The organism is Synechocystis sp. FACHB-908 (assembly GCF_014698595.1).
In the GTDB taxonomy this organism is placed as follows: domain Bacteria; phylum Cyanobacteriota; class Cyanobacteriia; order Cyanobacteriales; family Microcystaceae; genus Synechocystis.
The window spans coordinates 51,952-78,222 of the sequence record NZ_JACJTH010000035.1; the positions used below are offsets into that span (position 1 = coordinate 51,952).

A 26,271-nucleotide genomic window follows, 5' to 3' on the forward strand; every position below is an offset into this window, starting at 1 on the left:
TTGAATTCGAAACTTTTACTATTATTGTCTCTTTGCCCATGACTGCCACCCTTGCCGCCCCCAGCAAAACCCGCCGTGTTGTTTTTCCTTTTACGGCGATCGTCGGTCAAGATGAAATGAAGTTGGCCCTGTTGCTCAATGTCATTGATCCCAAGATTGGCGGCGTCATGATCATGGGCGATCGGGGAACCGGGAAATCCACTACCATTAGAGCTTTGGCGGATTTGTTGCCGGAAATTGAGGTGGTGGCCAATGATCCTTTTAACTCTTCCCCCAGCGATCCCGAGATGATGAGTGAGGAAGTACGGATCCGGGTAGATAGCCAAGAACCTTTATCTATTGTCAAAAAGAAAGTCACCATGGTGGATTTGCCCCTGGGGGCAACGGAAGACCGGGTGTGCGGCACCATCGACATCGAAAAGGCATTATCAGAAGGAGTTAAAGCCTTTGAACCGGGTTTATTGGCCAAAGCCAACCGGGGCATTCTCTATGTGGACGAAGTTAACCTGTTGGACGATCACTTAGTGGACGTGTTGTTGGACTCCGCTGCTGGGGGTTGGAACACGGTGGAGCGGGAAGGTATTTCCATTCGCCATCCGGCCCGGTTTGTTTTAGTGGGTTCCGGTAACCCAGAAGAAGGGGAATTGCGGCCTCAATTGTTGGATCGATTCGGCATGCATGCTGAAATTCGCACTGTGCGGGAACCGGAATTGCGGGTAAAAATTGTCGAACAACGGACGGAGTTTGACCAAAATCCCCATCCTTTCTGTGACCAATATCAAACGGAACAGGAAGCGTTACAAGCAAAAATTGTTAATGCCCAGAATTTACTGCCCCAAGTGACCATTGACTACGACTATCGGGTGAAAGTATCGGAAGTCTGTGCAGAACTTGATGTGGACGGGTTACGGGGAGATATTGTTACCAATCGGGCCGCCAAAGCCCTGGCCGCTTTTGAAGGTCGCACTGAGGTAACAGTGGATGATATTAGCCGAGTAATTGTGCTTTGTTTACGCCATCGTTTACGGAAAGATCCTCTAGAGTCCATTGATTCCGGCAGTAAGGTGGAAAAGGTATTTAAACGGGTTTTTGGCGTTGTCGATGAAGCTTAACGCGGCAATCTCTGTTGTTTTTATTGTGTGATTTATGGTTGTAAATTCTGATCCCGATTGGCTTTGGCGGGGAACGGCGGAAATTTTTCCCCACAATGCTGACTCAAACAATCCCCAGGAACATTTAGGGATTTTAACCCAACAGGACAGACCTCTACGGGTAAAGCTGGGCATTGATCCCACGGGCACGGACATTCATTTAGGCCATAGCATTCCCTTCCGTAAATTGCGGGCGTTTCAGGATGCGGGCCACACAGCGGTGGTAATTATTGGTGATTTCACTGCCCAAATTGGCGATCCCACTGGGAAATCGGAAGTACGGAAACAGTTAACTGCGGATCAGGTGAAACGCAATGCAGAAAGTTACCTAGCTCAGTTAAAACCAATTCTAGATTTTGATACTCCAGGAAGATTGGAAATCCGTTACAACTCCGAATGGTTAAGCAATTTAGATTTGAATAAAATTCTGGAATTGCTAGCAACGATGACAGTGGGACAGATGTTAGCCAAGGAAGGGTTTGCGGAGCGTTTCCAAAAGGAAAATCCGATCTTTTTGCACGAATTTCTTTACCCTTTAATGCAGGGGTATGATTCTGTCGCTGTAAATGCAGATGTGGAATTGGGGGGCACTGATCAAAAGTTTAATATTGCGGTGGGCCGGGATTTACAACGGCATTTTGGCAAAACTCCTCAATTTGGTTTACTGTTGCCGATTTTGCTGGGGACAGATGGACAACAAAAAATGTCCAAGTCTCTGAACAATTATGTGGGTTTACAGGAAGATGCTTTATCCATGTACTCCAAGCTGGAGAAGACGCCTGATCGCCTGTTGGGGGAATATTTCGAGTTACTAACTAACTTGGACTTGGCCGAGTTACCGGAGAATCCCAGGGAGTGCCAAAAGTTGCTCGCCAAGGAAGTTACAGCCCAGTTCCATGGAGTTGCAGGGGCGATCGCCGCCCAAAAAACAGCGGAGGATATTGTCACCCAAGGTAAGGCGGGTAATACGGACAGTGTGCCGGAATTTTCCCTAGCTGAAATTACTTTTCCGGTGAAATTGGCCTATCTCCTCAGTGCCAGTGGCCTGTGCCCCAGTAGTAGTGAAGGGAGAAGGCAAATCAAGGGGGGGGCTGTGCGCTTAGATGGCGATCGCCTAGAGGATGTTAATCAGGAATATGCCGATCCCAAAATGTTAATTAATAAGGTGTTGCAAATGGGCAAGAAAAAATTTATTCGTCTGATTTCTTAATCTCCAAGGCGATCAGCTTCTTAACTTTCACAAAAAGCGATCATTCTATTCGTAACAAGCTCACACTCGAAAAAAGAGGTTTAACGCTTTCCCAAAAATCGCACTGCGATATTGTAGATCACACCAGCATAGATAGTATGCTGATGAGCAGGTTTTTTAGTTATGAGTATAATCAAACGAATTTGATATGCCCACCCCACAAGCACTGTATCGCGGGGCTGTACAAGCTCAAGGTGACGACATTACACAAAATGGGGGCTATACTCGCTCTTGGGCGCGGGGTACTCCTGTGACGGCTCAAGAGGGATTAGACTTTCTTGCTAAGATTGAGGAACAATGCAATGAGTCTCAGAAAGAACAACGAAATTCAGCTTTTGTCAAAGCTGAACGTTTTATCAAGAATGCTAGTAAAAATGGAGGTGTTGATCAAAATTCTCAACCTCATCCTTTTCAAAATCCTAGACGTACTGTTCCAAACGCTCGTGTTGATATTGAAATTCGCAAAGGTTTGACTTTTATTCCTGCTAAAAATTTGGAATGACAATACTTTTTACCAAAATTCAAGCAATGTCAGACTCTACCGATTTGGATAGAGCAATAGATAAGCTTGACAAAATTTCTATTAATTTTGGTGCCGTAGATGAACAGATAAGGTGTTTTGCATTTTTATTAGCAATTGCCGAAGAAAATATTGCTGAGATTGTCTTAGGTATATTAGTTAGAGGAATCATGAAATATGAACCAAATAGGGTTAATAATGAAGTTCTTTGGCTATTTTTGGCAGCCGTTTTGTCTCGTTCAAATATTACGCCTGCCAGTGCTTTAAGAATTAGTCTTTTAGGAATAGTATCTCGTATTGAAGATTGGGCATCACCCATTTTTGCATTACTAGTTACCGCATTAGATAGTTTTTTACGTAATAGCCTGGAATATGGAGACCCTTTAATTGCAGAGCAAACTTTAGATTTTCTTGCCACTTGGGGCGAGAATTATGCTCAAGCACCTCGTACTTTAGAGCAAGTTGCAAAGATTAACTCTTTAGCTCGTTTAGTTTTACAAAAAGTTGATGAACCTATTCTTCAGGAGGAATGGTCAGAAGGGTTAGATTTATTTTTAAATATTGCTCATATTGCTTGTAAAATAAAATATTCAGATCAACGTATTTGGTCGTCTTCAGTAGAACTACTTAAGGATCTCTATCCTGTAAATATTTTAAATAATAATAATGAATATTCAGACAAGCACCGTCAAGTTCAAAAAAATATTCTAAAATTAATTGATTCTTCTCTGGCTGTAATCGGAACTATTTTTGTTAGAGGAGGCTTGTCGGTCGTAGTACACATTGAGCATTTAAATCAGGAACTAACATGGTCACTTGGAGCTAGCGCAATAGATAGAATCGAGCGTTTTTTTCAGGAAGTATCAAGCATTTTCAAACTAGGATTTCCTAAATTTAATCAAATACAATCAATTCAAGGTTCTTGGATTCAGGTTCTTAATCTTCCTCTAACTCCTAGGGAAGCTAATATTTTAGCAACAGAAATTGCTTCTTTATCCTCAAAAAATTACGAACAAAGTGAGATTAATCAAAATACTATTGATAGTTGGCGAGAATGTGCAGAAATCCTTAGTGAAAAGGACTTTAAGATTAACTTATCTGTTTCCACAAAGGATATAGGATTACAGATTATTCCTCCCATTTCTACAGAGAATTTTGCCAATATCTCTACAGGAGCAACTACTGATTTTAATGAACAAGAAAGAACACACATTAGAATTCTCTCTTGTGATGTTCCACAAGCTAATAATATTGAAAGAATTTTGGAGCTTGCACAATTATTTGTTCAATATTCATCTTCAACTCAAACTATTAGTGATAAGTTTCTTGAGATAAGAGGAACAAAATCTAGAGATTTTTTCTATTATCGTAGAGCAATTGAAATTCTTAACCTTATTGATTGGCGTGGGCATCCGACCAACGTCTGTTCTGCTTTGTTTCGCTTATCTAAAAAAGAGGCAAAAATGAGACTTCTTGCCTATCAATTTATTTCTTCTAATGTTGGTTCTGCTTGGCTACTGTGGAAAAATGCCAATGATCTTTCAGAGATTAATCCTGACAGTGCAGAAGAATTTTTAACGGCAACTTGTCCATCACTTTCTCAAAAAACAATTGAACGACGTTCACAAACATTAAAAGCATGGCTCACTATCTTTCTGCAATACTGGGATTCTTAACGATTTGAGTTAGAACTACGACTGATTTTCATATTCTGGGGTTCATAAAGGGAAAAAATTTAAGAGGCGATCGCCGCCCAAAAAACAGCGGAGGATATTGTCACCCAGGGGAAAGCGGGCAATACGGATAGCGTGCCGGAATTTTCCCTAGCTGAAATTACTTTTCCGGTGAAATTGGCCTATCTCCTCAGTGCCAGTGGCCTGTGCCCCAGTAGTAGCGAAGGGAGAAGGCAAATCAAGGGAGGAGCGGTGCGCTTAGATGGTGATCGCCTGGGGGATGTTAACCAGGAATACCAGAAACCGCAGGATTTGGACGGTAAGGTGCTCCAGGTAGGCAAGAAAAAATTTATTCGCTTCACTGCGAATTAGCAATTAAAATAGTAATTTATAACTACTCTCTCCGTCGGCGATCGAGGTAGAATTGGGGCGAACTGATTTGACCGGTCAATCCTGCCCATTCCTGCCTGATCCGTCCAGATTCAACCAATTACTGCCCAACCTTAGAATTGAGGTTATCGCCCCATGAACAGTTTTGTTTTAATGGCCACCGTTATTCGGGAACCGGAACTGCGCTTCACCAAAGAAAATCAAACCCCCGTCTGCGAATTTCTAGTAGAATTCCCCGGCATGAGGGATGATTCCCCCAAGGAAAGTTTGAAAGTAGTTGGTTGGGGCAATTTGGCCAACACCATCAAAGAAACCTATCACCCTGGCGATCGCCTAATTATCGAAGGACGCTTAGGTATGAATATGATAGAACGGCAGGAAGGCTTTAAGGAAAAACGAGCTGAGCTAACTGCTTCCCGCATTAGTTTGGTGGATAGCGGCAATGGCATTAATCCTGGTGAGTTGTCTTCTCCTCCAGAACCTGAAGCAGTGGACCTTAGTAACACCGATGATATTCCGTTCTAACATCCACAATTCAGCTACTCCCAGTCAGATTTTTCCTTGAACTTGAAATTTCCACAATGGCGGATTCCCTTCCCAATTTAGTCGATCTCAACTTCTTACCTTTTTTAACGGAGGCTGGGGAAATTGATCCGAACTACGAAAAACGTATTGGGGTTTACGCCATTTTTGACCAGCATCAGAATCTACAATACGTAGGCTATTCCCGTAATTTAGCCATTAGCCTGCTGCAACATTTGGTGCGTCAACCAGAGCATTGCCATGGGCTCAAAGTACACATCATCGACCGCCCCGATCGCCAATTATTAGTTCAAATTCAAAACCATTGGTTGGTGGGGCAAAATCCTCCTGGCAATGGTGAAAGTCAGAAAATTTGGGCTGAATCGATTAATGTGCAGGATTATTGGACTCCAGAAGAGGCCGCCACCGTTGCTAAAAGTGAACCAGGGGACACGCCCAAACTTTTGAAAAAAATTGCCCGTAGGCTAGAGGCAGAAGTGTTGGCAAAACTGGAAGCCAGGGGAGTGGCACAACAAATTCGCTTCAATCCCAAGCTGAAAGAACAAGGGCTGTTGGACATCACCTAGGATTCGCCCATAGCTGTCCATTAAAATATAAGGGGATCCAAGATGACCCTGACTGAAAAAAATGGACATTCGAGAGTTTCAAGAAAGTAATGAGAGGCGCCAGTTGCGTAGTAGTTCTATGTTACCATTGACCCTAAATTCGGCAAATATTGCCATGGTGATATCAACCATGTGGGCTGACCTGGAGACAACTTTCGTGGGGCGATGAAATCTAGCAAACCAATGACGGTTATCTGAGTTGTTTCTCTCAATTCCTACTGTTTCTCTTTTGCTAATCCCATGAAACGCATCGGGATGTTCATCCAGCAGTTGTTGATAGGGCCTCCAGTCATCGGTGCAGTACACCGTCACTTTCCACTTTGCCAGTCTCTCCAGCAAACGACTCAGGGTTTGACTATCACGATTTCCCAGTTCCCAGTTCCCAGTCGATGAGTCTCCCAGTAACACGCTCATATGCCTTATCATTATCTATTTGAAACTCTCCATTATTGATTTACAGAGCTTTCCTTTCTTCGTTTCTGGCCCAGTTTCAGGGATCCGCCTCACTCTTCGTTTCTTCGTTGTTGTGAGTTCACGCTCAGCCGGTACTATTTTTCCCCGTCTTTAGAGGCACGTTCTTTTTCATCTCCATACAAAGGAGAAGTTCCGGTTCCTGTCATTAATAATTGTTGTTGGGGCACCCCAATGGCAATTTCCTGGGATTCAAAGGCCACTTTCACCCGCAGTCGCAATTCTCTGGCCACGTCCCATTGTTCCCCCGGCAGGGTCTTAAGCCAAATACGAATAAGAATACCTTGGTGAGAAACCTCTTCAATACCCTTGAGTTCCGGTGCCTGGAGCATTTTAGGATGCCACCACGGATCGTGGTACAGACCCAGCGCCACCTGTTGCAAAACGGCGATCGCCTTTTTGGGATCAGCATCAGCCGCCACCATAACGGAATAATCTACCCTGGACCAGTCTTTAGTTTGATTACACACTGTGCCAATGGCTCCGTTGGGAATGGTGACTAAATCCCCGTTGGGACAACGGATGCGAGTAACAAATAGGTTTGTATCTTCCACTACTCCTTCAAACTCGCCAATCAGAACGAAATCATTAATGGCGAAGGCATCACTCATCAGATTAGAAATACCGGCAATTAAATCCTTGATCAAGTTTTGGGAACCGAAAGACACCGCAAAACCGATGATCCCTGCCCCAGCCAGTACTGTGGCCACCGGCACATCGAACAAACTAAGGGAAAAGACAAAGGCAGTAAAAATACAGACCACCAGGTTAATGCCCCTGACAGCACTACTGACAGTGTTAATTCTAATTTTTCTTCGTGTATATTTGGCAGTTTGTAAAATAGCATAATCGTTTTCAATGGTATGGAAAAAAGACTCAATTAAAAAATCAGATATTTTAATTAAAATTATTGCCGATAACCAAATTAAAGTTAAAGAAATGGGAGTGCCCGATAACTGTCGTCCTAAACGTCGAGTGTTAGGAAAAACCTGCAGAAAAAAAGCACTACCACGGATCCAGATAATAAACAGGAAAAAAATTAGTATTCTCCGGGTAAATACAACTTGTTTGAGGCGGTTTTTCAGGAAGTCGTAAAAATCCTTGCCTTGGAAAAGTTCAAGAATATTTTCAAAAATTTTCTGGTTATCCAAAGAAAATGTCAGGGGAGGATTTTTTTTACTGTCCCCCCAGCCAACATTTCCGAATAGTATAGTTTTGGAGTAAGCACTTAAATAATAAAGAAAAATAGCTATCCGGTCTAAAATTTGAAAAGCGAAGGAATAGCGGGGAATGGCAGCAATATTTTTAAAAATAGACGCATCAATGTAATTATAATCAAAATTTGGGTCTTCCTCCTCCGCCTTAACTAAACAATTAATAGCCATCTTTAGTAAGTGAATTCTGTGTCCCAGCCACCGATAAATAAATAGCACTACCAACGAAACTGTGACCACAATGGTGACAATTACTAGGGCAACTTTTATTTGTCTTCTCAGGGCTTCTGGTTGTCGTTCCCGCCTCGCTCGCATCAGGGCATTGCGGACTTGATCTACGGTTTCGGACGCTAAATCTTCCGGGGTAAGGGCGTATAAATCAGCATCAGCTTTGGTAATGGTGCGAAGAATTTGTGGCCGGAGATTTTTGTCATCGCTAATTTGAATAATGATCGCCCCATTGAGAATAGAACTAGCAACATTTAAGGTTTCTGGATCAAAACCCCGCTGGACAATTTCTTTAAACTTACTTTCAATACGTTGTTGACGATAAACAATTGGACTAAGGGAAGAATCTCCTTCTTTACTAGCATTTCCTGTGGGCACAGCAATCAAAAAAATTGGCTCTCCATCTACCCTAACGGTGGTGTAATCCAAGTTACCAATTCTACCGGATAAATCTGATTCAAAGCCTAGATTAAAAGCTTTATTTTGCAGGGGGAAATCAGACTTGACGGGATCCACTAGGTCAATTTGGGGCGGTAGTTGACTAAGGAGAGTTTGTGCCGACTGGGCTTGGGCAAAACCTAGGCTTAGCAGTAAGGTGAGCAGAGTAAGGGCGATTAATTGACTTAAATTTAATCTTTGATGGCGAAAAATATAATTTTTTCTATTTGTTGGGAGCACTCTGACAACGAATAAATTCCAAAGGGAGGTTATCACTATCGGCAATGAATAAAACTTCATAAATATGATCACCAATTTGTTGTTGCTGGGGATTTAAAAGAATTTTTAACGGCTCAATTTGTTCTGGATTGGTTTGATAGGCTTGGCTAAAACTTTGGCTGAGATTATTCAACCATTCCGGTAAACTTTCTACCTGGTCTGTTAGATCAAAGGAGATATGATAGTAGCCCACGTAATGTTCATCTTTGAAGGCATCAGGGGCGGGTTGGGGTTGGGGAATTTGAATTAATTCAATGCGTCCCCCCAGACCAGTCAACCAGCAAGCTAAGGTATAACCAGTGGTGAACCTTTCCCCCACGGTAAAACCCAATAGCTCATAAAAGGCGATCGCCCGATGGATATTAGCAGTACGAATAGAAACATGGTGCATGATGCTTTATGCTGGGGGAGTTAAGGGGAAATTAACTTTTCAGCGGTGCTCAATTTATTACAACCTTACCAATGTCCGAACTGAAAATCCTAATTGTTGACGACGAACCCCACATTGTAATTCTGCTGGAAGAGGTGTTTGAGCTTTTAGAAGAAGATTACGGGGTGGAGTTATTGACCGCCATGGATGGGGAAAAAGCCTTGGCTTTAGCAGTGGAACATCAACCCCAATTGGTTATTTTAGATGTGATGTTGCCCAAGATTAGTGGTTTAGCAGTTTGTCAACGTATTAAAGAAAATCCTGAGCTAGCTAATACCACGGTGATTTTGCTCACGGCCAAGGGCCAACAGTTCGATCGCCAGGCAGGGTTAGCCGCGGGGGCGGATTGCTACGTAACTAAACCCTTTGGCCCCAGGGATTTATTGGCCCAAGCGAAGGGAATTTTGGGTATTGAAGAAGAGGATTAATAGTCCATTTTAGAAAGATTCAGAGTTAGGGGTATGGTTAATCTCCTGGTCGAGCCAACGTTTTTTCCAGCGGCTGGTGGGCTCCAATGTACTTTTGCTCTGTTCCGCTCGACGACGGGCCAGAATTACTTCCGCTGGATCTGTTCCTGAAGGATCACGGTAGGGGATGGCCGCCTTAGTTTGCAGATGTTCCATTTCCCAGGGGGCAAATATTGATGGGGGTGATGGCTGGTGGCTAGCCAGGGTACCCAGGGGCCGACGACGGGGATGGGGCGGTTGACCGTCTCCCATGGTGGCAATGGACAGTCCGGCCAGTTGTAAACCATGACGCACCGCCGCCGCACTGCAATAGGTGGCTAAACGGCCTGTTGGGGCTAGACGATCGCCTAAATGACAGAGAAATTCCACTGTCCACAGTTGGGGACATTTGGGCGGTGAGAAGGGATCGAGGAAAATAGCATCGACCTTAATATCTCGGGGCACAACGGATAGTAATGTTTGCCGGGCATCCCCGATCGCCAGATGGGCAGTTAAAAATTCCCTGGCAACCATTTCTCTTTGAGCTAGATCCTGCAAAATCTCCTGCACCAAATCCGGCCAACCCTGGAGCAAGCCATTGGCGATCGCCTGGCGGGGCACTTGCAGATCGTTTTCCAAACTGTACAGAGTTACGTGGCAATGGGGATTAATTTGCCAGATGGCTGTTAGGGCCGCCGCTGTGTTGTAGCCCAAGCCATAGCAGACATCAATAATAGTTAACCTGGATTTTTTGGCCGCCAACTGGGGCAAAAGACAGGGATGAACAAACTTTTCGTCCGCCTCCGCCTTAGCACCCCGCTGGGAATGGAACGTTTCCCCAAATTGGGGCGAATAGAACGTAAAAGAACCATCCGCCGTCAACTGGGGAGTAAAAGGGGCCGCACTGGTCAAAAATTAGCCCTCCGTTCCCGGTTTATCCTGGGCCAATTCCCCTTTCAAGGTGGCAATTTCCTCCGTCAGGCGATCGAGTTCCCTTTTCGCCGTCGCAAAATCGATGATGTTATTGGAACCAGTGGCAGTGGTTTTGCTAAGGGGGTTGGGCAGGGATTGTCGCCATTGTGCGAGCAATTGATCCACATACTGACGGGCTTCCGTTTCCGTAGTAGTGCCCTTTTGGGCCCATTGGCTGGCCCGTTGGTCCCATTCCTGTTGCAAATCCTGGAAAGTACCCTGGCGTTTTTGCGGATCCTGCAATGTTTCCACCAAACTAGCGGTGGCTCCCACCGTAATCCGAAAACCTTGCTGGATAGTGTCTAACAAAGTGCTGTTGTTGGTAGTCATCGTTAAAACTTAAGGTAGTTGAAGGTCAGGATTGAGTTCTCCAATGGTCGTTGCATTCAACAAGAACACCGTGGGTGAACCACGTTTGACCCTAAGCTAAACCAAAATGTCCTGTTTCCGCCACTGGACGGGGCACCAAGCCAGTTTCCCAACAGAGTTTCTGGAAATCTTTGATCAACCCACTGCGCTCAATTTGCGAGTACCTATTCAGGTGACCTTTTTGGTTATAGACCAGCAACAGATCAAGTTCCGGTAGGGTGGCAAAATGCAACAATAAATTAAAAATGTCGATGGACCTAATTTGATATTCCTCCTTGGCAAAATTGGGGTGTCTTTGGGCATCCTGTTTATTACTAAAGCAAAATATGGCGGCCGCAGTTTTATTGCCCCCTTGGGCGCTCAGGGTGAGTTTGACTAGATTGTCATTGTGGCGACCAGTCCAAATATAAAGCGTATCCACATTCAGCTTTTTGCCGATTTCTTCAAACAGGGGAGTCATCACCAACTGCACCGCTTTTTTCTCTTCCTCGCTCCCTTGCGCTTGTTGGGACTGTTGTAGGAATTCTTCCTTAAATTTTTTCAGGCTCATAGCTTTTTCAATTTCCAGAGGGTTTAAGACGGTCGGCGATCGCCGTGAGGAACTGATTGCTTAATTCGGGCAACTGGGCTAAATTCTTCACCAGCCGAGTTTTCTCCCCCAAGGACAAATCCATAATCATGCTAACAATTTGTTGAACTTGGTCCACTGTGGGCACCGTGTCTTTGGCTTCACTCGGTCCTTCTTGGTAAGAGTCGCCGTGGTCGGTGGCAAAGGGATCGGAGGCGGTGGAGGCCATGGCTGGTTCAACAAGGCCAGGCTCTGTGGGGGAAAAACCTTGCCTAGTTAACAGATTTCCTTCTTCCAAGGGCGCAAAAAATGGCGGTGGTGGAGGGGGCACAAACTCAATATGACCAAGGTGCTCCCTCGCATCGGTAAGTTTCTGGGCAGTGAAATCCCCAGGGTGGGGAGTCATTTGGCTCAGTAACTGGTCTTCCCAGGGTAATTTCTGCTGCCGGCCGGGGGCTAGGGCTTCTAGCTGAAATTTGCGGACAATGAAGTCCGGAGGCAGTCCCCTTAAATACCAGCGATACATCTCCGCTAACTGGGACTCATCACCATTCCACTCCAAAGCCAATCTGTCCTGTACCTGCACCGGAATGCGGCGACGCAGGGTGGAGAGAGATTGCTGAGAAAATTCGTCAAACTTACCCTGTAACGCCTGAAAATCCTTGGCCGTGGCCTGACTGCCTAATTTGATTAATCGCACAATTTCCGGGGCGATCGGTCTGGGTAACCCATCGACTTTGGGGGAACGGGCCGCTGTTGCCAAACATTTTTGCACGGTCTGGTAGGCTGGACGGTTTTGATCCAGGGGAATCCATTCCACCATCACCCGCTCAAATTGCTTCATCACTGTCATCACCTCCCGATGGAGATGACGCAGGGGAGGTTGGTCAATTTCCTCTAGTCCGTTGACCTGGTCAAAGACCTTTTCATTGTGGCCCTTGACTTCAATGTTGTGGATGCCCAATTGCCGCGCTTTTTGCAAACCAATTAATAAGGCTCGATAGGACGCTTCTGTGCCGGTGGCCGAGGCCAGTAACTGTTTAACGCTGGTTCTTTTCCCCGTGGGCAATAGCAAAATGGCCACTGCGGCCCCTTGACCTTTTTGTCCTAGGGCTTCCCCGGCATAGAACAAAATTGGTATCGAATTACCTGTGCCATTGGGGGGAGAAGAATTAGCCATTGCTGGTGGTGTGGGGTGTTTACAATAACAGGGCAACCAGTTGGAGTAATTGACCGATGTTGGAAAGAATTCTGGAGCCAGAGGTAATGGACACCGAAGCAGAAGCAATGGACTACGATGCCATGGACTTTCAAGCGGTTAATCTGGCTTTTGCCCAGAGAGCTTGCCAACTCGGCCCAAGCAAAGCCACAGTGTTAGATGCCGGTACTGGTACGGCCCGTATTCCCATTCTACTCGCCCAGTTACGTCCTGCATGGCAAATCACTGCCATCGATTTTGCTCGTTCTATGTTGGCGATCGCCAAGGAAAATGTGATCGCAGCGGGGTGTGAAACTCAAATTTGCCTGGAATTTGTCGATGCAAAACAATTGCCCTACGCCAATGGTTCCTTTGACGGAGTGATTGCCAATAGCCTCTGTCATCATTTGCCCAGGCCGCTGGATTTTTTGCGGGAGGTAAAACGGGTGCTCAAGCCCCACGGTTTCCTATTAATTAGGGATTTAATTCGCCCCGAATCCCCGGAAAAATTAGCTGATTTCGTAACGGCGATCGGCTCCGACTACAACGACCAGCAGAGGAAACTTTTTGCTGATTCCCTCCACGCTTCCCTAACTATCGCTGAAATACAAGACTATCTCCAGCATTTGGGTTGGGTCGGTGATGATGGTCCCAACCTGGAGTTACACCTTTACCAGTCTTCCGATCGCCATTGGACATTGGAGAAGAAGTTCCAAAGTTCAACCATAGTACAGCGATAGGACTGCAACGAAGGGAATCAGGTTTCCGCTGATTTGCGTTAAAATTCTCGTAAGCTTTCCCCATCAGGGATTTTTCTCTCGATCCATATGCTACTTTTTTTGGCCCATCCGGCACCAACCTCCCACCAGTACCCTCCAAGACGGATACCCTAAGGCCCTGTTTCGCCCCGTCCCGTCCTCCCACTGCTATCTAGGAGCTTGCCCATGCTACACCGGAAAATCTATCAACTTTGTACCGATGGCCACGAAGTCAGTCTTTACCTGAGGGACCAACAAAGGTGGGTAGAAAATGCCAAAATTCTGACACTGGAGGGGGATTTGGTCACTTTCCGCTATGAGACCGAAGAAGAGGATGAGGTCTGTGCCTGGGAAGAAATGGTGCGCCTGGAAAGCATTGGCTCCGTTAACCGTAAGTTGGCCTCCGTTTCCCGCCTTGGTCATGAACTGCTAATTTCTGAAGATTGTCCAGAGGCGGAACAGTTACTAGCCCGATCGCCAAAGTCCCACCAGGAAGAAGAAGAGGAAGACTGCGACTAAACTGGAACAGATTAAAATAAATTCCCCTATTTTTCCCGGCCCCACTATGACCGAAAATATTGTCCGCGAAACCAGCAAGAAAAAAGAAAGCCCCCCGGAAAATACCTGGTTAGAGTTGGGCAAAACCATGGTTACCGCGGTTATCCTGGCGATCGGTATTCGGACTTTTGTGGCCGAAGCTCGCTACATTCCCTCTTCCTCCATGGAGCCGACCCTGCAGATTAACGATCGCCTGATCATTGAAAAGATCAGTTACCGATTGCGGGATCCGGAGCGGGGAGAAATTGTGGTCTTTAACCCCACTGACGCCCTAAAAGCAAAAAACTTCCACGATGCTTTTATTAAGCGCATTATCGGTTTACCGGGGGATGAAGTTAGGGTTTCCCAAGGCAACGTTTATGTCAACGGCAAAATGCTGGACGAAAATTACATTGCGGCTCCTCCCGCCTATGAATATGGCCCAGTGAAAGTGCCCGATGATCAGTATTTAGTGTTAGGGGATAACCGCAACAACAGCTATGACTCCCACTATTGGGGCTTTGTCCCCCGGGAAAAATTGCTCGGCCGTGCCTTTGTCCGTTTTTGGCCCGTACCCCGGGTAGGCCTGTTGACTGATGATGCTGAGCGAGAAGCAGTAGAAATTAGCCCCCAAGCATGGGAAAGTCCAGCCATTTCCCCCCAGACAGTGCCGGAGAGTCGTTAGATTATAAGCAATCACCACTGTGCGGAGAGAATCAAATAATTATGGTTACCCCCACCCTCGTTAAAACCATCGCCACTGCTGCTCCCCAAACCTTTGACCAATTTTTGAAGCAATGTCCCGAAGAAGGCCGCTTTGAGTGGGTAAATGGAAAAATCATCGAAATGGTTAACACCCGCGAACATAAACTGATTGCTGAGTTCATTCTTTTCGCTTTCCATGACGAAATACGTCGTCTCTCATTAAACTTTGATGTCACCACCCAGGCCACCATCAGAACTGAGATTAAGACCGGCGGTTTTCATGGACGCATTCCGGATGTGAGTGTTATCGATCGCCATGTATGGCGCTCCGATCCCGGTGACTACAGAGCTTTAACTGAGCCAGTCCAGTTAGCAGTGGAGGTGGTTTCTAGTAACTGGGAAACGGATTATTTTGATAAATTGGATGAGTATCAACGCCTTGGCATCAAAGAATATTGGATTGTCGATTATCTGGCGATCGGTAGTCGGGACATTTTAGGGGAACCAAAGCAGCCCACCGTTTCCATCTATACCCTCAATCCAGAAGGAGTTTACGATCGCCAAGCTTTTCAAGGGCAAGAAACCTTAGTATCCCCCACGTTTGCGGAACTGGTATTGACCCCAGAGCAAATTTTTAACGCTTAGTATTGGCATCAACAAGACAAAAAGTGGGGGTTGTATCGCGTCTCAGCCAGGATGGGGCGGAGAGTTTGGTAGAGGCTTAACTATAAGTCCACCAAAAGATAGAACTTCCTCAATTATTCACCTATGGCGTGAGTCAGCAGAAGAGGAATGTAGCTGACAATACAGAGACTTTACCTGGGATTTCTGTTAGTTTTGAGCAGGGGATAGGGTGGGCACAACTCTCTTCTTTTTTTAAACTCTAACTATCAGAAAACCATTTAGGAGCGCTCTTTACAGATGCAGGATTTTTTGAGTAACACAGTGGCGTTGTCGCGGCTACAATTTGCCGTCACTGCCATTTTCCATATGCTTTGGCCGGTATTAACCACTGGTATGGGCATTTATTTAGTAATTATTGAAGGATTATGGCTGAAAACTCGTAATTTAGACTATTATCACCATGCTCGCTTTTGGGCTCGGCTCTACGTTTTAAATTTCGGTATTGGAGTAGCTACCGGTTTGCCCATGGCCTTTCAATTCGGTCTAAACTGGGCTCCTTTTTCGGAATCCGTAGGGGACTTCTTCGGCACAGTGCTGGGCTTTGAGGGCACCATGGCCTTTATGCTCGAAGCCAGTTTTTTAGGCATTATGCTATTTGGTTGGGACCGGGTTCCGCCCTTAATTCATTACCTCGCCACCATTTTGGTAGCCATTGGAGCAAATCTTTCCACCTTTTGGATTCTTTCGGCTAATTCCTGGTTACAGACCCCCGCTGGGGGCATTTTTGTCGATGGAAAATTTGTGGTGCAGGACTATTTTGCGGCGATCGCCAATCCGTTTATGGTTAATAGTTTCCTGCACATGTTCTTTGCCACTTTAGAAACCTCTATGTTTGTCATTGGGGGTATCAGTGCTTGGTGTATTCTCACCGGTCGTCAACCGCAATTTTTTGCCCGCTCTTTGCAGGTAATTTTAGTGGTGGTGATGGCGGTGGCCCCTCTGCAAATTTTCATTGGTCATTTGAGTGCGGAACAAGTATCAGTGCATCAACCGGCTAAACTTGCGGCCATGGAAGCTCTCTGGGAAACGGTGCCAGCCAAAACCCCCGCGGCTTGGAGTGTGGTGGCTTTACCCAACGATAAAGCAGAAAAAAATGACTGGGAACTGAGCATTCCCGGCGCATTGAGCTACATTTTGGAACTTAAACCCCAACTGGATAAACCCATTCAAGGCCTGAAAGATTGGGCCCCGGTTGATCGCCCGAGGATGGTGGGCTTAATTTACTATTCTTTCCGCATTATGGTGGCCATTGGACTCTTTTTTGCCGCTCTCATGGCCGTGACAGTACTGCAATGGTTGCGGGGGAAATTGAAACCGGAAATTATCAGCCAACAAAAATGGCTACTGCGGGCTTGGGTCTTTGCCGCTCCGTTGGGTTATTTAGCAGTGGAAACGGGCTGGATTGTTCGTTGTGTGGGGCGACAACCCTGGATCGTTTACGGAGAGATGCGGACAGCAGAATCGGCCTCCAACCTGCCCCCCGGTGAAATTCTTTTTTCCCTAACCGGGTTGAGTGTAATGTATATCGTCTTTTTAATTGCCACTCTCTATTTCGGCAGTCGCATTATCCGCAATGGGCCGGATTTAACCTTGCCTGCTCCCCGAGGTTCCGAAGCTTCCCTTTGGGGCACTGTGACCAAGCATGAAACCAACCGCCGTCCCGCTGAAATTGCTGAAGTTAAGGAGTAACCCATGGAACCGTTAGAACCGCTACAACATTTTCTGCCCCAGGTTTGGTTTTTCATTTTGGGGTTATTTCTCTTTCTCTATGTCCTGTTGGATGGGTTTGATCTGGGGGTGGGGATTTTGTCCCTTACGGCTTCCAGCGAAGAACGGCGCAGTATTCTGATGACCAGTTTGGGTAATGTTTGGGATGCCAACGAAACCTGGTTAGTTTTAATGGGCGGCTCTTTATTTGGGGCTTTTCCCCTGGCCTACGCCACCATTTTGAATGCTCTCTATTTACCGGCGGTGATTATGGTGGTGGGGTTAATTCTCCGGGCAGTGTCCTTTGAGTTTCGGGAAAATGCTAATCGTAAATTAGTCTGGAACATCGCCTTTGGGGTCGGTAGTTTCCTCGCCGCCCTAGGTCAAGGTTTTGCCCTTGGCAGTGTGTTTGAAGGCATTACCGTCGATGCCCAGGGACATTTTGCCGGCACCATGTGGGATTGGCTGACTTGGCGATCGGTCATTGTGGCCCTTACCCTCATCCAGGGTTATGTGTTGATCGGCTCCACCTATCTCATTTTGAAGACGGAAGGAGAATTGCAAAAAACCTATTTCAAGACGGCGGCGATCGCCACTTGGACCACTTTGGCGGGGGCGGTGTTTATTACCATTAGCACTCCAGCTTTTTCCGAAGAGGCCAGGGCCCAATTGTTTACCGCTCCGTTGGTGTACATTTTTGCCGCCATTCCCCTGGTGGGCTTACTGTTCATTGGCCTACTGTTGCGGAGTTTGTATCTGCGGGAAGAAAATACCCCGATTATCTGGACATTTTTAGTCTTTTCCCTTTCCTTTATTGGTTTGGGTTTCATTATTTTCCCCAACATCATTCCCCCCAGCGTCACTATTTATGAAGCGGCGGCGGCCCCCAGTTCCCTAGTGTTTATGCTGACTTTCATTGGTTTCCTGATCCCGATCCTGTTGTTCTACAACATCTACAATTACTTAGTTTTCCGGGGCAAAATTGTCACCGACTAGGGAGTTCGTTGCAATAAACAGCGATACACCGGACGTTGCAAATTAAAACAGGCAATTTCCCTTTCTGTGGGTACCCCCAGTGGATTTTCTGCCAACCAAGGGGTGTCATGGGTAAAAACAAAATTGTCATTTTCGGCAAAACGGTCCCTCATATCCTGGGCCACGGGCTCCACATCCGATTGCAGTAAAACTTCCCCTCCTGGAGGCAATGCGTTGGCGATCGCCGTCACTAGTTCTGGTTGGGCCACTCGGCGTTTATTATGTCGTTGCTTAAACCAGGGATCGGGAAATTGGATGCTGACCCGTTGCAGAGTGGGGGGAAAGGCGGAAAAGAATTTTTCTGGCTCCACATTGATGTTGCCAAACAGGTAATGGAGATTTTTTAACCCCAGACGATCGCCGGTTTCGTTGGCCTCTAGCACCAAGGGTTGACGGATTTCCACCCCTAAAAAATTCCAGTCGGGGTGTTGTTGAGCCATTTTGAGGGGAAAGCGACCCCGGGCACAGCCAATATCTAGATGCAATGGTCGTTGGACATCGTCATAAACGGTGGCCCAATCGGGACAGGCCAACACCTGCCGATATTTTTCACTGAGGGGGTTGACGTGTTGGCGGATGCGGACTCTAGCCAAGGAAATTTAGCCTAATTCAACATTTATCTTCACAGCCATTTTCTAACATTTTCGCAATTTACGATTGCTTTCTCTGTCCCTGGCTATGCCACCAGTGCCAACAATCCTGGGCGATCGCCCAATCTTCTTCGGTGTGGACAATCAACACCGTCACCAAGGAGTCGGAGTGAGAAATGACAGTATCCCTTGGCGATCGGTTATTCAACTCTGGATCAAGTTTTAAACCTAGAAATTCAAAAGCTTGGCAAACATCTGCCCGCACAGTGGCGGCATTTTCCCCCACCCCGGCGGTAAACACCAACGTATCCAAACCTTCCAAGGAAGCAATCATTTGCCCCAAACAACTCCGGAAGCGATGGATATACATGACATAAGCCAATTGAGCTTGTTCATTACCCTCTGCTTTGGCCTGCAAAATGGTACGAAGATCCGCCGACAGCCCAGAGACTCCGAGCAAACCGGATTTTTTATTGAGGGTGGTGTTAATTTCCGCCGGGGTTAACCCTTGGGTTTCTTGCAAAAAAAGTAGAATTGCCGGGTCAATGGAACCGCTCCGGGCCCCCATCATCAAGCCTTCTAGGGGAGTGAAGCCCATAGTGGTATCAATGCTGACCCCATTTTTAATCGCCGTTAGGGAGGCACCGTTACCAATGTGGCAGGTGATGAGTTTTAAATCCGCCAAAGGTTTACCTAAAATTTCCGCAGTTTTCTGGGCACAATATTTGTGGCTAGTGCCGTGGAACCCATAGCGACGGATGCCTAAATTAGTCCAGGCTTGAGGAATGGGATATTCGGCAGCAGGGGTGGGAATGGTGCGGTGAAAAGCCGTGTCGAACACAGCGATCTGGGGCACTTCCCCCAACACCAACAGTGCGCTGATTGCTTCAATGCCCTCTAGGTGAGCAGGATTATGGGCTGGAGCCAGGGGAATTAAGTCTGCAATGGCCTGTTGCACTTCCGGCGTGATCAAAGTGGCTTCGGCATGATCCGTTCCTCCATGGACCACTCGATGGCCCACCAGGTCAATCTCTGCCAAACTTTTCAACACTGCATCATCCCCCGTTACCAGGGTGTCCAACATTCGGGCTATACCTTGTTGGCGATCGCCAGTTTCCAGAATGATCACTTGTTTTTGGCCAGCAGTTTCCACCGTTAACCGCCCCTGATTTGCCAACACCGTCCAATCAATGAAAGCCTCCCATAAGGGCTCCGGTATCGTCTCCGGTAGGCGATCGCCAGTCAGCTCATAAAGACAACTTTTTTGACTGCTGGAACCGGCATTGAGAATCAGGAATTTCATTTCAATTCGGTTTGGAAAAGTTGTTTCACTTTTTGCCAAGCATCGGCGGCCGCTTCGGCGTTATAGCTAGCCCTTTGGTCACAGAAAAAGCCATGGTCTGCGCCTGGGTAACGGAAAATTTTATGGTTCACCTGATACTTGGTTAAAGCCTGTTCAATCTGCTCCGTATCTGCCATGGGAATGCTGGTATCTTCCAAGCCGAAGAAGGCGTATAAAGTGCCCTGAATTTTATCGGTATAGGTAATGGGCGGTTCCGCTGTCCCTGGAGCCCAATGGGGAATACCCGCGCCGTAAAAGGAAGCCGTGGCCTTGACTGTGGGTAAACTAGCCCCTAAATAGACAATCCAACCACCAAAACAAAAACCAATTAATCCTACTTCTTCCGGTTTAACGTTGGGTAAAGTTTGGGCGTAGGCAATGGTGGCTTCCAGATCGCTCAAAATTTCTGCACTACTAGTCTGATCTTTGAGCTTTCTACCCGCTTCAATACCTTCTGGGGTATAACCCTCTTCAAAACCTGGCGCTTGCCGTTGATAAATGGCCGGGGCGATCGCCACGTAACCTTCTTTAGCCACCCGTTCTGTCACGTCCCGGATATGGCTATTAACTCCAAAAATTTCCTGAATCACAATCACCACGGGATATTGACCCACGGCCACCGGCTCGGCCAAATAGCCTGCAATTTGCAAATTTTGGTTGGGAATGGTGACCAAGGTGGTCTTGATGTCAACAGTCATAAACTACCCGGAAATAATAACTCCTAGCCTATCTCAAAATCTGTACTGAAAGCCCTGTCTGAGAACGGCGATCGCTTCTGTCGGCTACTAATTCCGCTTGTGGGCCCCATGAAAAAGCAATAGGAGAAATTTACGTCTGCTGGATTTAGGCTCCCAGAGGGAAAACATTATCTGCCAACGCCGGGAAAAACGTTAAAATCACAAATTGTAACTGTTGTTACTTAAAGGTAACCACCGTTGTGTTTTTTGCAATCTAAGGGAATTGAAAATAATGTTTAAACCCAGCTTACTTTTGTCTTTGCTTGTTGTGGGCTGTTTGCTAACGGTTACCGGTTGCGGTGGTGGCAATCAGAGGGAGGAAGGTCAACCCACTCAACAGAACATCGAACAGCAAGAAAATAACAACGGGAATGCCAATACCAATGATGATGATAATGACAATAACGACGACGATGAGGAAGATGACAACAAAGATGGAGATGATTAAGGCGGTTTGATTCCAACTACCCCAGTGAAGATTCTTTTCATTAGCAACGGCCACGGAGAAGACCTCAACGCCGGCCTGATCATCGATGCCCTGCAACGGTGATCGCCGGAATTTGATCTATTTGTTCTGCCTTTGGTGGGAGAAAGTAAAGCCTATCAAAAGGCCCTTTGATCTAAACCATGAAAAGTACGGTTTACATTGAAACTAGTGTGATTAGCTATCTTGCGGCTCGTCCCAGTCGGGATGTCGTTGCGGCTGGACATCAACAGGTCAGCTACGAATGGTGGGATACAGAGCGCACGAAGTTTTCCCTTTACACTTCAACTCTAGTCCTTCGGGAGGCCAGTAGCGGTAACCCAGAGGCCGCATCAGCCCGTTTAGAATGGTTGCAGGGGATTCCCGTTATTGCTATCACCCAAGAGGCTGAGGCTCTTTCTGAATATCTTATTCAAAGAGCAGCCCTTCCCCAGAAAGCAGTGGCAGACGCATTACATATTGCAACGGCGGCTTATCACCAACTTAATTTTTTGCTTACTTGGAATTGTAAGCACATTGCCAACGCAGCTAAACGTCACCGTATTGAATGTGCCTGCCGAGAATTTGGCTTTGAGTCCCCTATCCTTTGTACCCCCGAGGAATTACTCGGAGTTAATTCTGATGTGGAATGACCCTATAGTTGAAGAAACACGACGGTTACGAGACGAGTATGCGGCCAAACATGGTCACAACATCCACGCTATTGTGGCAGATCTCAAGAGTTGGCAAGAGCAAGGCTTTCCCCTTGTAGGCCAGAAAACTGAAGTGCTTCAGCCTAAACTTTTATCCTCCCTAAATCCTCACGATCAAGAGTCAGAATGACCAAAGTGGCTCTATCAGAATTACCCCAGTGAAGATTCTTTTCATTAGCAACGGCCACGGAGAAGACCTCAACGCTGGCCTGATCATCGATGCCCTGCAACGGCGATCACCAGAATTTGAGTTATTTGCTCTGCCCTTGGTGGGGGAAGGTAAAGCCTATCAAAATAGGGGAATTAGCATCATTGCGCCTACCCAACCTTTACCCTCGGGAGGGATCATTTACACTGGCTTTTTAACCTGGTGGCGGGACATTGTTGGGGGTTTAGTGGGTCTAACTATTAAGCAAATTAAGGCCCTACTCAAACAAAAACATCAGTTTGACCTGATTGTGGCGATCGGGGACATTGTGCCCCTGGCTTTCGCCCGTCTAAGTGGGAAACCCTACCTAAGTTTTTTGGTGGCCAATTCCAGTTACTACGAAGGCCGGTTGTCCCTACCCTTTACCGTGACCTGGTGTTTAAAATCTCGTCATTGCCTAGGGGCGATCGCCAAAGATAATTTTACTGCCCAAGATTTAAGTCAACGGGGCATCAACATCCGCTGGTTGGGCTATCCCATTATGGACGCTTTACAACCGACGGGACAGCAGCTACGACGGGACAGCAAAACTCTCATTGCCCTTTTGCCCGGTAGCCGGGTGCCGGAAGCGGTACATAATTTGGCTCAATTATTGCCCTTGTGTGGAGCCATTGCCCAGGAAAAAGCAGTGGATTTTTGGGCTGCCCTCGTGCCGGCAGTGACGGTGGAACATTTACAAAACCTAGCAAGGGAGCATGGTTGGCAATACCACGGCGATCGCCTGGAAAAAGATAATTGCACCATTCATTGCTCCTGGGATCAATTTGCTGACATTTTGCACCAAGCGGATTTAGTGTTGGGTATGGCGGGGACCGCGGTGGAGCAGGCCGTGGGTTTAGGCAAGCCAGTGTTGCAAATCCCTGGTCATGGTCCCCAATTTACCTATGGTTTTGCCGAAGCTCAAATGCGATTATTGGGCTGTTCCGTCACCACCGTCGGCAAAAATCCCCAGGAAGCTAATTTAATCAGTCAAGCTAGTCAGAAAGCGCTGGCAATTCTGGCGGATCAACATTATCAGCAACGCTGTCGGCACAATGGACAAGAGCGCATTGGCTCCCCCGGTGGTTCCCTGGCGATCGCCAACCACATTGCCGCAACTGCCAAAACTTTGGCTGACAAGGGGTAGAATGCGGTCAACATAGCCGTGATTTACTGCCACTAACTGAACAAATCAAGGAAAAGTCTTCCCTTTAACAACCCGAAAATCCCCAAGAAGATTAGGATAAAAACATCTAGGCCAATTTTAATCGTCCTCCGCGTATGAGTATCTACGATCCCAACCCAGATCAGTCTCTAGCCAGAATCGACGCCCTAGAGAAGGAGTTGGCCAACCTCAAAGCCAGTCATAACACCCTGGACATCCAAAATAAAATTCTGAAAGGCTTTATCTCCCTCACCAACGTCTCGGCGGGGCGGATGTTAATTAAGGCCACGTTGCAAAAAACCATGGAAGCCTCCATTCACCAAACGGGGGCCCAATTGGGCAGTCTTTTCTTACTAGATGGGGACGGCAGGGTCACGGAGAGTATTTTAGCCAGGGGAGCCACCGACCAAAGCCAGAAAAAGAATATTGTCGGCCAAGTGCTGGACAAGGGGCTAGCGGGTTGGGTCAGGGAAAATAAAAGAACTGGTCTCATCAACGACACCACCAAGGATTACCGTTGGCTAAAACTGCCCGACGAACCTTACCAGGCCCTGTCCGCCCTGGGGGTCCCTATTGTTTGGGGGGACGAACTGTTGGGGATTTTGACTCTGATGCATTCCCAGGTGAATCATTTCACCCCGGCCTGTGCCACTGCCATGGAAAAAACGGCAGAATTAATTGCTCTAGTCTTGAACAATGCTCGCATTCAAACCAAGCATAAGCAAAATGAAACTCTGATTCAACAGGAAGACGACTTATTAAACCAAGCTATTCTCTGGTTTCCCAGTATAATTTTTATCCTAGATAACCAGGGAGTATTGCTCAAATGTGGGGGCAAATATTTAGCCCAGATTGGTCTTGACCCTAAGGAAAGCATTGGTAAATCAATTTATTATTTATTACCTGAGGCTAATGAACTAAAAAGCCTGACCAGCCATGCCCTAGCTAACAACATTATTGAGTCTGTGAGCGTGCAGATGGAACGAGTCGACCACGGCACTTGGTTCTATGATGCTTGGTTTTCTCCTATCCTAGATAACCATGGCCAGGTTTCTAATGTTGTTTGTATGCTTTTACCAGCCTAAAACAGGGAGTAAAGATCTAGAGTAATCTTTTTCATCATTGTCTATATTTTAGTTATACTTTTGCTGCGCTTTTCTTACCATTTACGTGTATGAAACAAGGTAAACTTTCACAGCTCATTGGGGAGCTGGGATAAATAGAATTACAAGGATAAATTCTAGGAGCAAAACAGTACACATCATGAAGAGTTACCGGCGCTTGAAACAATTACTTTTCTTTACCAATATTGGCGATAAGTCTAAGCAAATTAGACAAAAGACTGGGGCGGGAAAAACAAAAATTTATCTAAGCATGGCGGTGTTTCTCCTCTGTCCCCTCACCCTCTGGGGCACCACCCAGAATTTTAATTTAACTATGATGGCCCTGACTACTTTTACCATAGCTTATCTGGGCAAAGGTCTGCGTCGGACTAAGCCCGGTGCTGGGGAAAATTGGCCTCATTAAATTGACGATCAACATCAAACATCTATACGTAAAAAGTCACTTCTACAGTTTTATCTGGCAACTGTCGAGGATCTTCTCCCTTGGCGATCGCCGTGCGGATAGATTCCACAAAAATATGGATAGTATCGGCGGGGGTATGGTTAAAATTAGTACCGTATTTGGCGATTACTTCCTGTTGAATGGCGAGAATCTTTAGGTCCTGGGCAATAATCCGTTTAGCGGTCCACCAAACTAAGGGAATGGCAAAGAAATTCCACATGCCATAATTGAAAGCAACGTCGGTGTAAACGAGGGTAGATTGTTCTGTTATTGGCACCGATTGACTAGTAATAAATAAATGACGTTGGGAACTAAATTTATATTCCACAGAAGTTACATTCGGCATAATAAATCGGTCAGTATGGCTAATTTCATTGCCCTGGGAATTAAGAAATTTACCCCACCAGCCCAAATTATTATTTTCGTTATAATACTCAGCTTTGACCTGGCCTTGATGGCGATCCACAATCATTTTTATGGCTTGCCGTTGGGCGGTGCGAAAAATGCCTGGGTGCACCGAAGCTGTATGGGGAATGTCGATGAAATTCTCCACGCAGTTGGTGACATTATTAGCAAATCGATGGATTAGTCTGATTCTCTGCCAACCTTTTTTACCATACTGGGGTAACGCAAAAGGGGGTTGTATCGGTTCCCCTAAACAGACATAAATAAAGCCTTCCTGCTCCATTGTTGGGTAACATTTCGTCCGTAAATTTTCCCTTGGTTTAAACTGTTGATCTTCCGCTGGCACACCAATGACTTGACCACGATGATCATAAATCCAACCGTGGTAAGGACAGTGAAGATTTCCTTGCTTGATTAAACCACAGGAAAGGCGACTGTGGCGATGGACACAACGATCTTCCAAGGCGATCGCCATACCATGCTGGTCTCGAAAAATTGCTAGCCATTGCCCCAAAATTTGCCGAGCTAAAACTTTACCAGGCTTCAAATTCCTACTTTCAGCCACCACATACCAAAAATCTTCAAATTTCATCACTTTGATAAGCTCTAATGGCAATATCTCCTGTTAACTTAATTTGACAAGCCAATCTAGCCTGAACATCATCAGGAGCCAGAATAGCCAAAATTTCCCTTTCCTCGGCCTCTGGGGAGAGGATTTCCCCCACGACTTTCACTAGACAGGTACCACATAATCCTGTGCGACAACCGAATAAAATTGGCGAATTGTCTGGGGTTAAATATTCCGCTAGACAAGCGTTAAATTCTAGTGATAGGGGCAAAAATTTAGTTTGAGGAAAAGAAATTACGCAATTATTCATAATTTTCAAGGTCGGCGATCGCCGACATAGAACAATACCGATAATTGTCCGATGG

At 46.3% G+C, this 26,271-nt stretch carries 29 protein-coding genes and 2 pseudogenes; 19 read left to right on the plus strand and 12 right to left on the minus strand.

Annotated elements, in window-relative coordinates:
- Positions 1 to 38 precede the first annotated feature (38 nt).
- From bchI to H6G46_RS12210, 7 genes and pseudogenes are all read left to right on the plus strand, one after another.
- Positions 39 to 1,112: a magnesium chelatase ATPase subunit I gene (bchI, locus tag H6G46_RS12180; RefSeq protein WP_010871795.1), complete on the plus strand. Its 1,074-nt coding sequence runs from the start codon at positions 39 to 41 to the stop codon at positions 1,110 to 1,112.
- Between the two features lie 34 nt (positions 1,113 to 1,146).
- Positions 1,147 to 2,361 (plus strand): tyrosine--tRNA ligase, encoded by a 1,215-nt coding sequence (gene tyrS, locus H6G46_RS12185; RefSeq protein ID WP_010871796.1) that lies wholly within the window; start codon positions 1,147 to 1,149, stop codon positions 2,359 to 2,361.
- Positions 2,362 to 2,548: 187 nt separating this feature from the next.
- Positions 2,549 to 2,902 (plus strand): hypothetical protein, encoded by a 354-nt coding sequence (locus tag H6G46_RS12190; protein WP_010871797.1) that lies wholly within the window; start codon positions 2,549 to 2,551, stop codon positions 2,900 to 2,902.
- 26 nt (positions 2,903 to 2,928) lie between these two features.
- Positions 2,929 to 4,596 carry a hypothetical protein gene (locus tag H6G46_RS12195; protein WP_223211338.1) on the plus strand — a complete coding sequence of 556 codons (1,668 nt, stop codon included), beginning with the start codon at positions 2,929 to 2,931 and terminating at the stop codon, positions 4,594 to 4,596.
- Positions 4,597 to 4,662: 66 nt separating this feature from the next.
- Positions 4,663 to 4,965 (plus strand): annotated as a pseudogene (locus tag H6G46_RS18490) (S4 domain-containing protein); the annotation flags it as partial.
- Positions 4,966 to 5,118: 153 nt separating this feature from the next.
- The gene (locus tag H6G46_RS12205; RefSeq protein WP_010871800.1) at positions 5,119 to 5,508 is read left to right on the plus strand and encodes a single-stranded DNA-binding protein; all 390 of its coding nucleotides are present in this window, start codon (positions 5,119 to 5,121) and stop codon (positions 5,506 to 5,508) included.
- A 56-nt stretch (positions 5,509 to 5,564) separates the two neighbouring features.
- Complete coding sequence (locus H6G46_RS12210; RefSeq protein ID WP_010871801.1) at positions 5,565 to 6,092, plus strand: GIY-YIG nuclease family protein; 528 nt, start codon at positions 5,565 to 5,567, stop codon at positions 6,090 to 6,092.
- 78 nt (positions 6,093 to 6,170) lie between these two features.
- Here the strand turns inward: H6G46_RS12210 and H6G46_RS12215 are convergent.
- From H6G46_RS12215 to H6G46_RS12225, 3 genes and pseudogenes are all read right to left on the minus strand, one after another.
- A pseudogene (locus tag H6G46_RS12215) lies at positions 6,171 to 6,552 on the minus strand (IS1 family transposase); the annotation flags it as partial.
- A gap of 127 nt (positions 6,553 to 6,679) precedes the next feature.
- Positions 6,680 to 8,722, minus strand: a complete 2,043-nt coding sequence (locus tag H6G46_RS12220; protein WP_020861482.1) for a mechanosensitive ion channel family protein — start codon at positions 8,720 to 8,722, stop codon at positions 6,680 to 6,682.
- A complete protein-coding gene (locus H6G46_RS12225) occupies positions 8,706 to 9,152 on the minus strand; it encodes a VOC family protein (RefSeq protein ID WP_010871804.1) in 447 nt (148 codons plus the stop codon). Before H6G46_RS12225 ends, H6G46_RS12220 begins: the two co-directional genes overlap by 17 nt.
- A gap of 71 nt (positions 9,153 to 9,223) precedes the next feature.
- On the opposite strand from H6G46_RS12225, the gene H6G46_RS12230 reads away from it, so the two are divergent.
- Positions 9,224 to 9,619 (plus strand): response regulator, encoded by a 396-nt coding sequence (locus H6G46_RS12230; protein WP_010871805.1) that lies wholly within the window; start codon positions 9,224 to 9,226, stop codon positions 9,617 to 9,619.
- A 9-nt stretch (positions 9,620 to 9,628) separates the two neighbouring features.
- On the opposite strand, the gene H6G46_RS12235 is transcribed toward H6G46_RS12230, so the two are convergent.
- The 4 genes from H6G46_RS12235 to H6G46_RS12250 form a co-directional block, all read right to left on the minus strand.
- Positions 9,629 to 10,549 carry a tRNA (5-methylaminomethyl-2-thiouridine)(34)-methyltransferase MnmD gene (locus tag H6G46_RS12235; RefSeq protein ID WP_020861483.1) on the minus strand — a complete coding sequence of 307 codons (921 nt, stop codon included), beginning with the start codon at positions 10,547 to 10,549 and terminating at the stop codon, positions 9,629 to 9,631.
- Positions 10,550 to 10,552: 3 nt separating this feature from the next.
- Positions 10,553 to 10,939 (minus strand): hypothetical protein, encoded by a 387-nt coding sequence (locus H6G46_RS12240; protein WP_010871807.1) that lies wholly within the window; start codon positions 10,937 to 10,939, stop codon positions 10,553 to 10,555.
- A gap of 91 nt (positions 10,940 to 11,030) precedes the next feature.
- Positions 11,031 to 11,528, minus strand: a complete 498-nt coding sequence (locus tag H6G46_RS12245) for a hypothetical protein (protein ID WP_010871808.1) — start codon at positions 11,526 to 11,528, stop codon at positions 11,031 to 11,033.
- A 7-nt stretch (positions 11,529 to 11,535) separates the two neighbouring features.
- On the minus strand, positions 11,536 to 12,726 hold the full coding sequence (locus H6G46_RS12250; RefSeq protein ID WP_010871809.1) for a reverse transcriptase-like protein: 1,191 nt from the start codon (positions 12,724 to 12,726) through the stop codon (positions 11,536 to 11,538).
- Positions 12,727 to 12,782: 56 nt separating this feature from the next.
- On the opposite strand from H6G46_RS12250, the gene H6G46_RS12255 reads away from it, so the two are divergent.
- The 6 genes from H6G46_RS12255 (at position 12,783) to cydB (ending at position 18,131) form a co-directional block, all read left to right on the plus strand.
- On the plus strand, positions 12,783 to 13,484 hold the full coding sequence (locus tag H6G46_RS12255) for a class I SAM-dependent methyltransferase (protein ID WP_010871810.1): 702 nt from the start codon (positions 12,783 to 12,785) through the stop codon (positions 13,482 to 13,484).
- A 204-nt stretch (positions 13,485 to 13,688) separates the two neighbouring features.
- Positions 13,689 to 14,021, plus strand: a complete 333-nt coding sequence (locus H6G46_RS12260) for a DUF6679 family protein (protein ID WP_010871811.1) — start codon at positions 13,689 to 13,691, stop codon at positions 14,019 to 14,021.
- A 46-nt stretch (positions 14,022 to 14,067) separates the two neighbouring features.
- Positions 14,068 to 14,724 (plus strand): signal peptidase I, encoded by a 657-nt coding sequence (gene lepB, locus H6G46_RS12265; RefSeq protein ID WP_010871812.1) that lies wholly within the window; start codon positions 14,068 to 14,070, stop codon positions 14,722 to 14,724.
- A gap of 41 nt (positions 14,725 to 14,765) precedes the next feature.
- Positions 14,766 to 15,389: a Uma2 family endonuclease gene (locus H6G46_RS12270; protein ID WP_020861484.1), complete on the plus strand. Its 624-nt coding sequence runs from the start codon at positions 14,766 to 14,768 to the stop codon at positions 15,387 to 15,389.
- 276 nt (positions 15,390 to 15,665) lie between these two features.
- Entirely contained in the window at positions 15,666 to 17,117 is a 1,452-nt protein-coding gene (locus H6G46_RS12275; RefSeq protein ID WP_010871814.1) for a cytochrome ubiquinol oxidase subunit I, read from the plus strand.
- Positions 17,118 to 17,120: 3 nt separating this feature from the next.
- Positions 17,121 to 18,131: a cytochrome d ubiquinol oxidase subunit II gene (cydB, locus tag H6G46_RS12280; RefSeq protein WP_010871815.1), complete on the plus strand. Its 1,011-nt coding sequence runs from the start codon at positions 17,121 to 17,123 to the stop codon at positions 18,129 to 18,131.
- On the opposite strand, the gene trmB is transcribed toward cydB, so the two are convergent.
- From trmB to H6G46_RS12295, 3 genes are read right to left on the minus strand one after another with little or no spacing between them, the layout of a single operon-like run.
- A complete protein-coding gene (gene trmB, locus H6G46_RS12285; RefSeq protein ID WP_010871816.1) occupies positions 18,128 to 18,763 on the minus strand; it encodes a tRNA (guanosine(46)-N7)-methyltransferase TrmB in 636 nt (211 codons plus the stop codon). The two genes, cydB and trmB, sit on opposite strands and share 4 nt — an antisense overlap.
- 58 nt (positions 18,764 to 18,821) lie before the next feature.
- Complete coding sequence (locus tag H6G46_RS12290) at positions 18,822 to 20,063, minus strand: acetate/propionate family kinase (RefSeq protein WP_010871817.1); 1,242 nt, start codon at positions 20,061 to 20,063, stop codon at positions 18,822 to 18,824.
- A complete protein-coding gene (locus H6G46_RS12295; protein ID WP_010871818.1) occupies positions 20,060 to 20,800 on the minus strand; it encodes a dienelactone hydrolase family protein in 741 nt (246 codons plus the stop codon). The genes H6G46_RS12290 and H6G46_RS12295 overlap by 4 nt, the downstream gene beginning before the upstream one ends.
- Before the next feature lie 271 nt (positions 20,801 to 21,071).
- Between H6G46_RS12295 and H6G46_RS12300 the strand changes: the two genes are divergently transcribed.
- The 5 genes from H6G46_RS12300 to H6G46_RS12320 all read left to right on the plus strand — a co-directional run bounded on the left by H6G46_RS12300 (position 21,072) and on the right by H6G46_RS12320 (position 24,894).
- Positions 21,072 to 21,287: a hypothetical protein gene (locus tag H6G46_RS12300; RefSeq protein ID WP_010871819.1), complete on the plus strand. Its 216-nt coding sequence runs from the start codon at positions 21,072 to 21,074 to the stop codon at positions 21,285 to 21,287.
- A 179-nt stretch (positions 21,288 to 21,466) separates the two neighbouring features.
- Positions 21,467 to 21,955, plus strand: a complete 489-nt coding sequence (locus H6G46_RS12305; protein WP_010871820.1) for a type II toxin-antitoxin system VapC family toxin — start codon at positions 21,467 to 21,469, stop codon at positions 21,953 to 21,955.
- 218 nt (positions 21,956 to 22,173) lie between these two features.
- The gene (locus H6G46_RS12310) at positions 22,174 to 23,349 is read left to right on the plus strand and encodes a lipid-A-disaccharide synthase-related protein (protein ID WP_010871822.1); all 1,176 of its coding nucleotides are present in this window, start codon (positions 22,174 to 22,176) and stop codon (positions 23,347 to 23,349) included.
- A gap of 134 nt (positions 23,350 to 23,483) precedes the next feature.
- Positions 23,484 to 24,452: a GAF domain-containing protein gene (locus tag H6G46_RS12315; protein ID WP_010871823.1), complete on the plus strand. Its 969-nt coding sequence runs from the start codon at positions 23,484 to 23,486 to the stop codon at positions 24,450 to 24,452.
- A 178-nt stretch (positions 24,453 to 24,630) separates the two neighbouring features.
- Positions 24,631 to 24,894, plus strand: a complete 264-nt coding sequence (locus H6G46_RS12320; RefSeq protein WP_010871824.1) for a hypothetical protein — start codon at positions 24,631 to 24,633, stop codon at positions 24,892 to 24,894.
- Positions 24,895 to 24,916: 22 nt separating this feature from the next.
- Here the strand turns inward: H6G46_RS12320 and H6G46_RS12325 are convergent, their stop codons facing one another.
- Together H6G46_RS12325 and H6G46_RS12330 are read right to left on the minus strand one after the other, a co-directional pair.
- The gene (locus H6G46_RS12325) at positions 24,917 to 25,930 is read right to left on the minus strand and encodes an aromatic ring-hydroxylating dioxygenase subunit alpha (RefSeq protein WP_041425777.1); all 1,014 of its coding nucleotides are present in this window, start codon (positions 25,928 to 25,930) and stop codon (positions 24,917 to 24,919) included.
- Positions 25,920 to 26,216 (minus strand): 2Fe-2S iron-sulfur cluster-binding protein, encoded by a 297-nt coding sequence (locus tag H6G46_RS12330; RefSeq protein WP_010871826.1) that lies wholly within the window; start codon positions 26,214 to 26,216, stop codon positions 25,920 to 25,922. Before H6G46_RS12330 ends, H6G46_RS12325 begins: the two co-directional genes overlap by 11 nt.
- Positions 26,217 to 26,271 lie beyond the last annotated feature (55 nt).

What these genes read in the sequence shown, in the direction of transcription:
- H6G46_RS12315 (WP_010871823.1), top strand. Translation starts at nt 23,484, where the DNA reads ATGAGTATCTACGATCCCAACCCAGATCAGTCTCTAGCCAGAATCGAC.
- H6G46_RS12270 (WP_020861484.1), top strand. Translation starts at nt 14,766, where the DNA reads ATGGTTACCCCCACCCTCGTTAAAACCATCGCCACTGCTGCTCCCCAA.
- lepB (WP_010871812.1), top strand. Translation starts at nt 14,068, where the DNA reads ATGACCGAAAATATTGTCCGCGAAACCAGCAAGAAAAAAGAAAGCCCC.
- H6G46_RS12245 (WP_010871808.1), bottom strand. Translation starts at nt 11,528, where the DNA reads ATGAGCCTGAAAAAATTTAAGGAAGAATTCCTACAACAGTCCCAACAA.
- H6G46_RS12290 (WP_010871817.1), bottom strand. Translation starts at nt 20,063, where the DNA reads ATGAAATTCCTGATTCTCAATGCCGGTTCCAGCAGTCAAAAAAGTTGT.
- H6G46_RS12275 (WP_010871814.1), top strand. Translation starts at nt 15,666, where the DNA reads ATGCAGGATTTTTTGAGTAACACAGTGGCGTTGTCGCGGCTACAATTT.
- H6G46_RS12325 (WP_041425777.1), bottom strand. Translation starts at nt 25,930, where the DNA reads ATGAAATTTGAAGATTTTTGGTATGTGGTGGCTGAAAGTAGGAATTTG.
- H6G46_RS12260 (WP_010871811.1), top strand. Translation starts at nt 13,689, where the DNA reads ATGCTACACCGGAAAATCTATCAACTTTGTACCGATGGCCACGAAGTC.
- H6G46_RS12205 (WP_010871800.1), top strand. Translation starts at nt 5,119, where the DNA reads ATGAACAGTTTTGTTTTAATGGCCACCGTTATTCGGGAACCGGAACTG.
- H6G46_RS12210 (WP_010871801.1), top strand. Translation starts at nt 5,565, where the DNA reads ATGGCGGATTCCCTTCCCAATTTAGTCGATCTCAACTTCTTACCTTTT.
- H6G46_RS12320 (WP_010871824.1), top strand. Translation starts at nt 24,631, where the DNA reads ATGAAGAGTTACCGGCGCTTGAAACAATTACTTTTCTTTACCAATATT.
- cydB (WP_010871815.1), top strand. Translation starts at nt 17,121, where the DNA reads ATGGAACCGTTAGAACCGCTACAACATTTTCTGCCCCAGGTTTGGTTT.
- H6G46_RS12230 (WP_010871805.1), top strand. Translation starts at nt 9,224, where the DNA reads ATGTCCGAACTGAAAATCCTAATTGTTGACGACGAACCCCACATTGTA.
- H6G46_RS12255 (WP_010871810.1), top strand. Translation starts at nt 12,783, where the DNA reads ATGTTGGAAAGAATTCTGGAGCCAGAGGTAATGGACACCGAAGCAGAA.
- H6G46_RS12330 (WP_010871826.1), bottom strand. Translation starts at nt 26,216, where the DNA reads ATGAATAATTGCGTAATTTCTTTTCCTCAAACTAAATTTTTGCCCCTA.
- H6G46_RS12305 (WP_010871820.1), top strand. Translation starts at nt 21,467, where the DNA reads ATGAAAAGTACGGTTTACATTGAAACTAGTGTGATTAGCTATCTTGCG.
- tyrS (WP_010871796.1), top strand. Translation starts at nt 1,147, where the DNA reads ATGGTTGTAAATTCTGATCCCGATTGGCTTTGGCGGGGAACGGCGGAA.
- H6G46_RS12250 (WP_010871809.1), bottom strand. Translation starts at nt 12,726, where the DNA reads ATGGCTAATTCTTCTCCCCCCAATGGCACAGGTAATTCGATACCAATT.
- H6G46_RS12190 (WP_010871797.1), top strand. Translation starts at nt 2,549, where the DNA reads ATGCCCACCCCACAAGCACTGTATCGCGGGGCTGTACAAGCTCAAGGT.
- H6G46_RS12300 (WP_010871819.1), top strand. Translation starts at nt 21,072, where the DNA reads ATGTTTAAACCCAGCTTACTTTTGTCTTTGCTTGTTGTGGGCTGTTTG.
- H6G46_RS12195 (WP_223211338.1), top strand. Translation starts at nt 2,929, where the DNA reads ATGTCAGACTCTACCGATTTGGATAGAGCAATAGATAAGCTTGACAAA.
- bchI (WP_010871795.1), top strand. Translation starts at nt 39, where the DNA reads ATGACTGCCACCCTTGCCGCCCCCAGCAAAACCCGCCGTGTTGTTTTT.
- H6G46_RS12240 (WP_010871807.1), bottom strand. Translation starts at nt 10,939, where the DNA reads ATGACTACCAACAACAGCACTTTGTTAGACACTATCCAGCAAGGTTTT.
- H6G46_RS12295 (WP_010871818.1), bottom strand. Translation starts at nt 20,800, where the DNA reads ATGACTGTTGACATCAAGACCACCTTGGTCACCATTCCCAACCAAAAT.
- H6G46_RS12225 (WP_010871804.1), bottom strand. Translation starts at nt 9,152, where the DNA reads ATGCACCATGTTTCTATTCGTACTGCTAATATCCATCGGGCGATCGCC.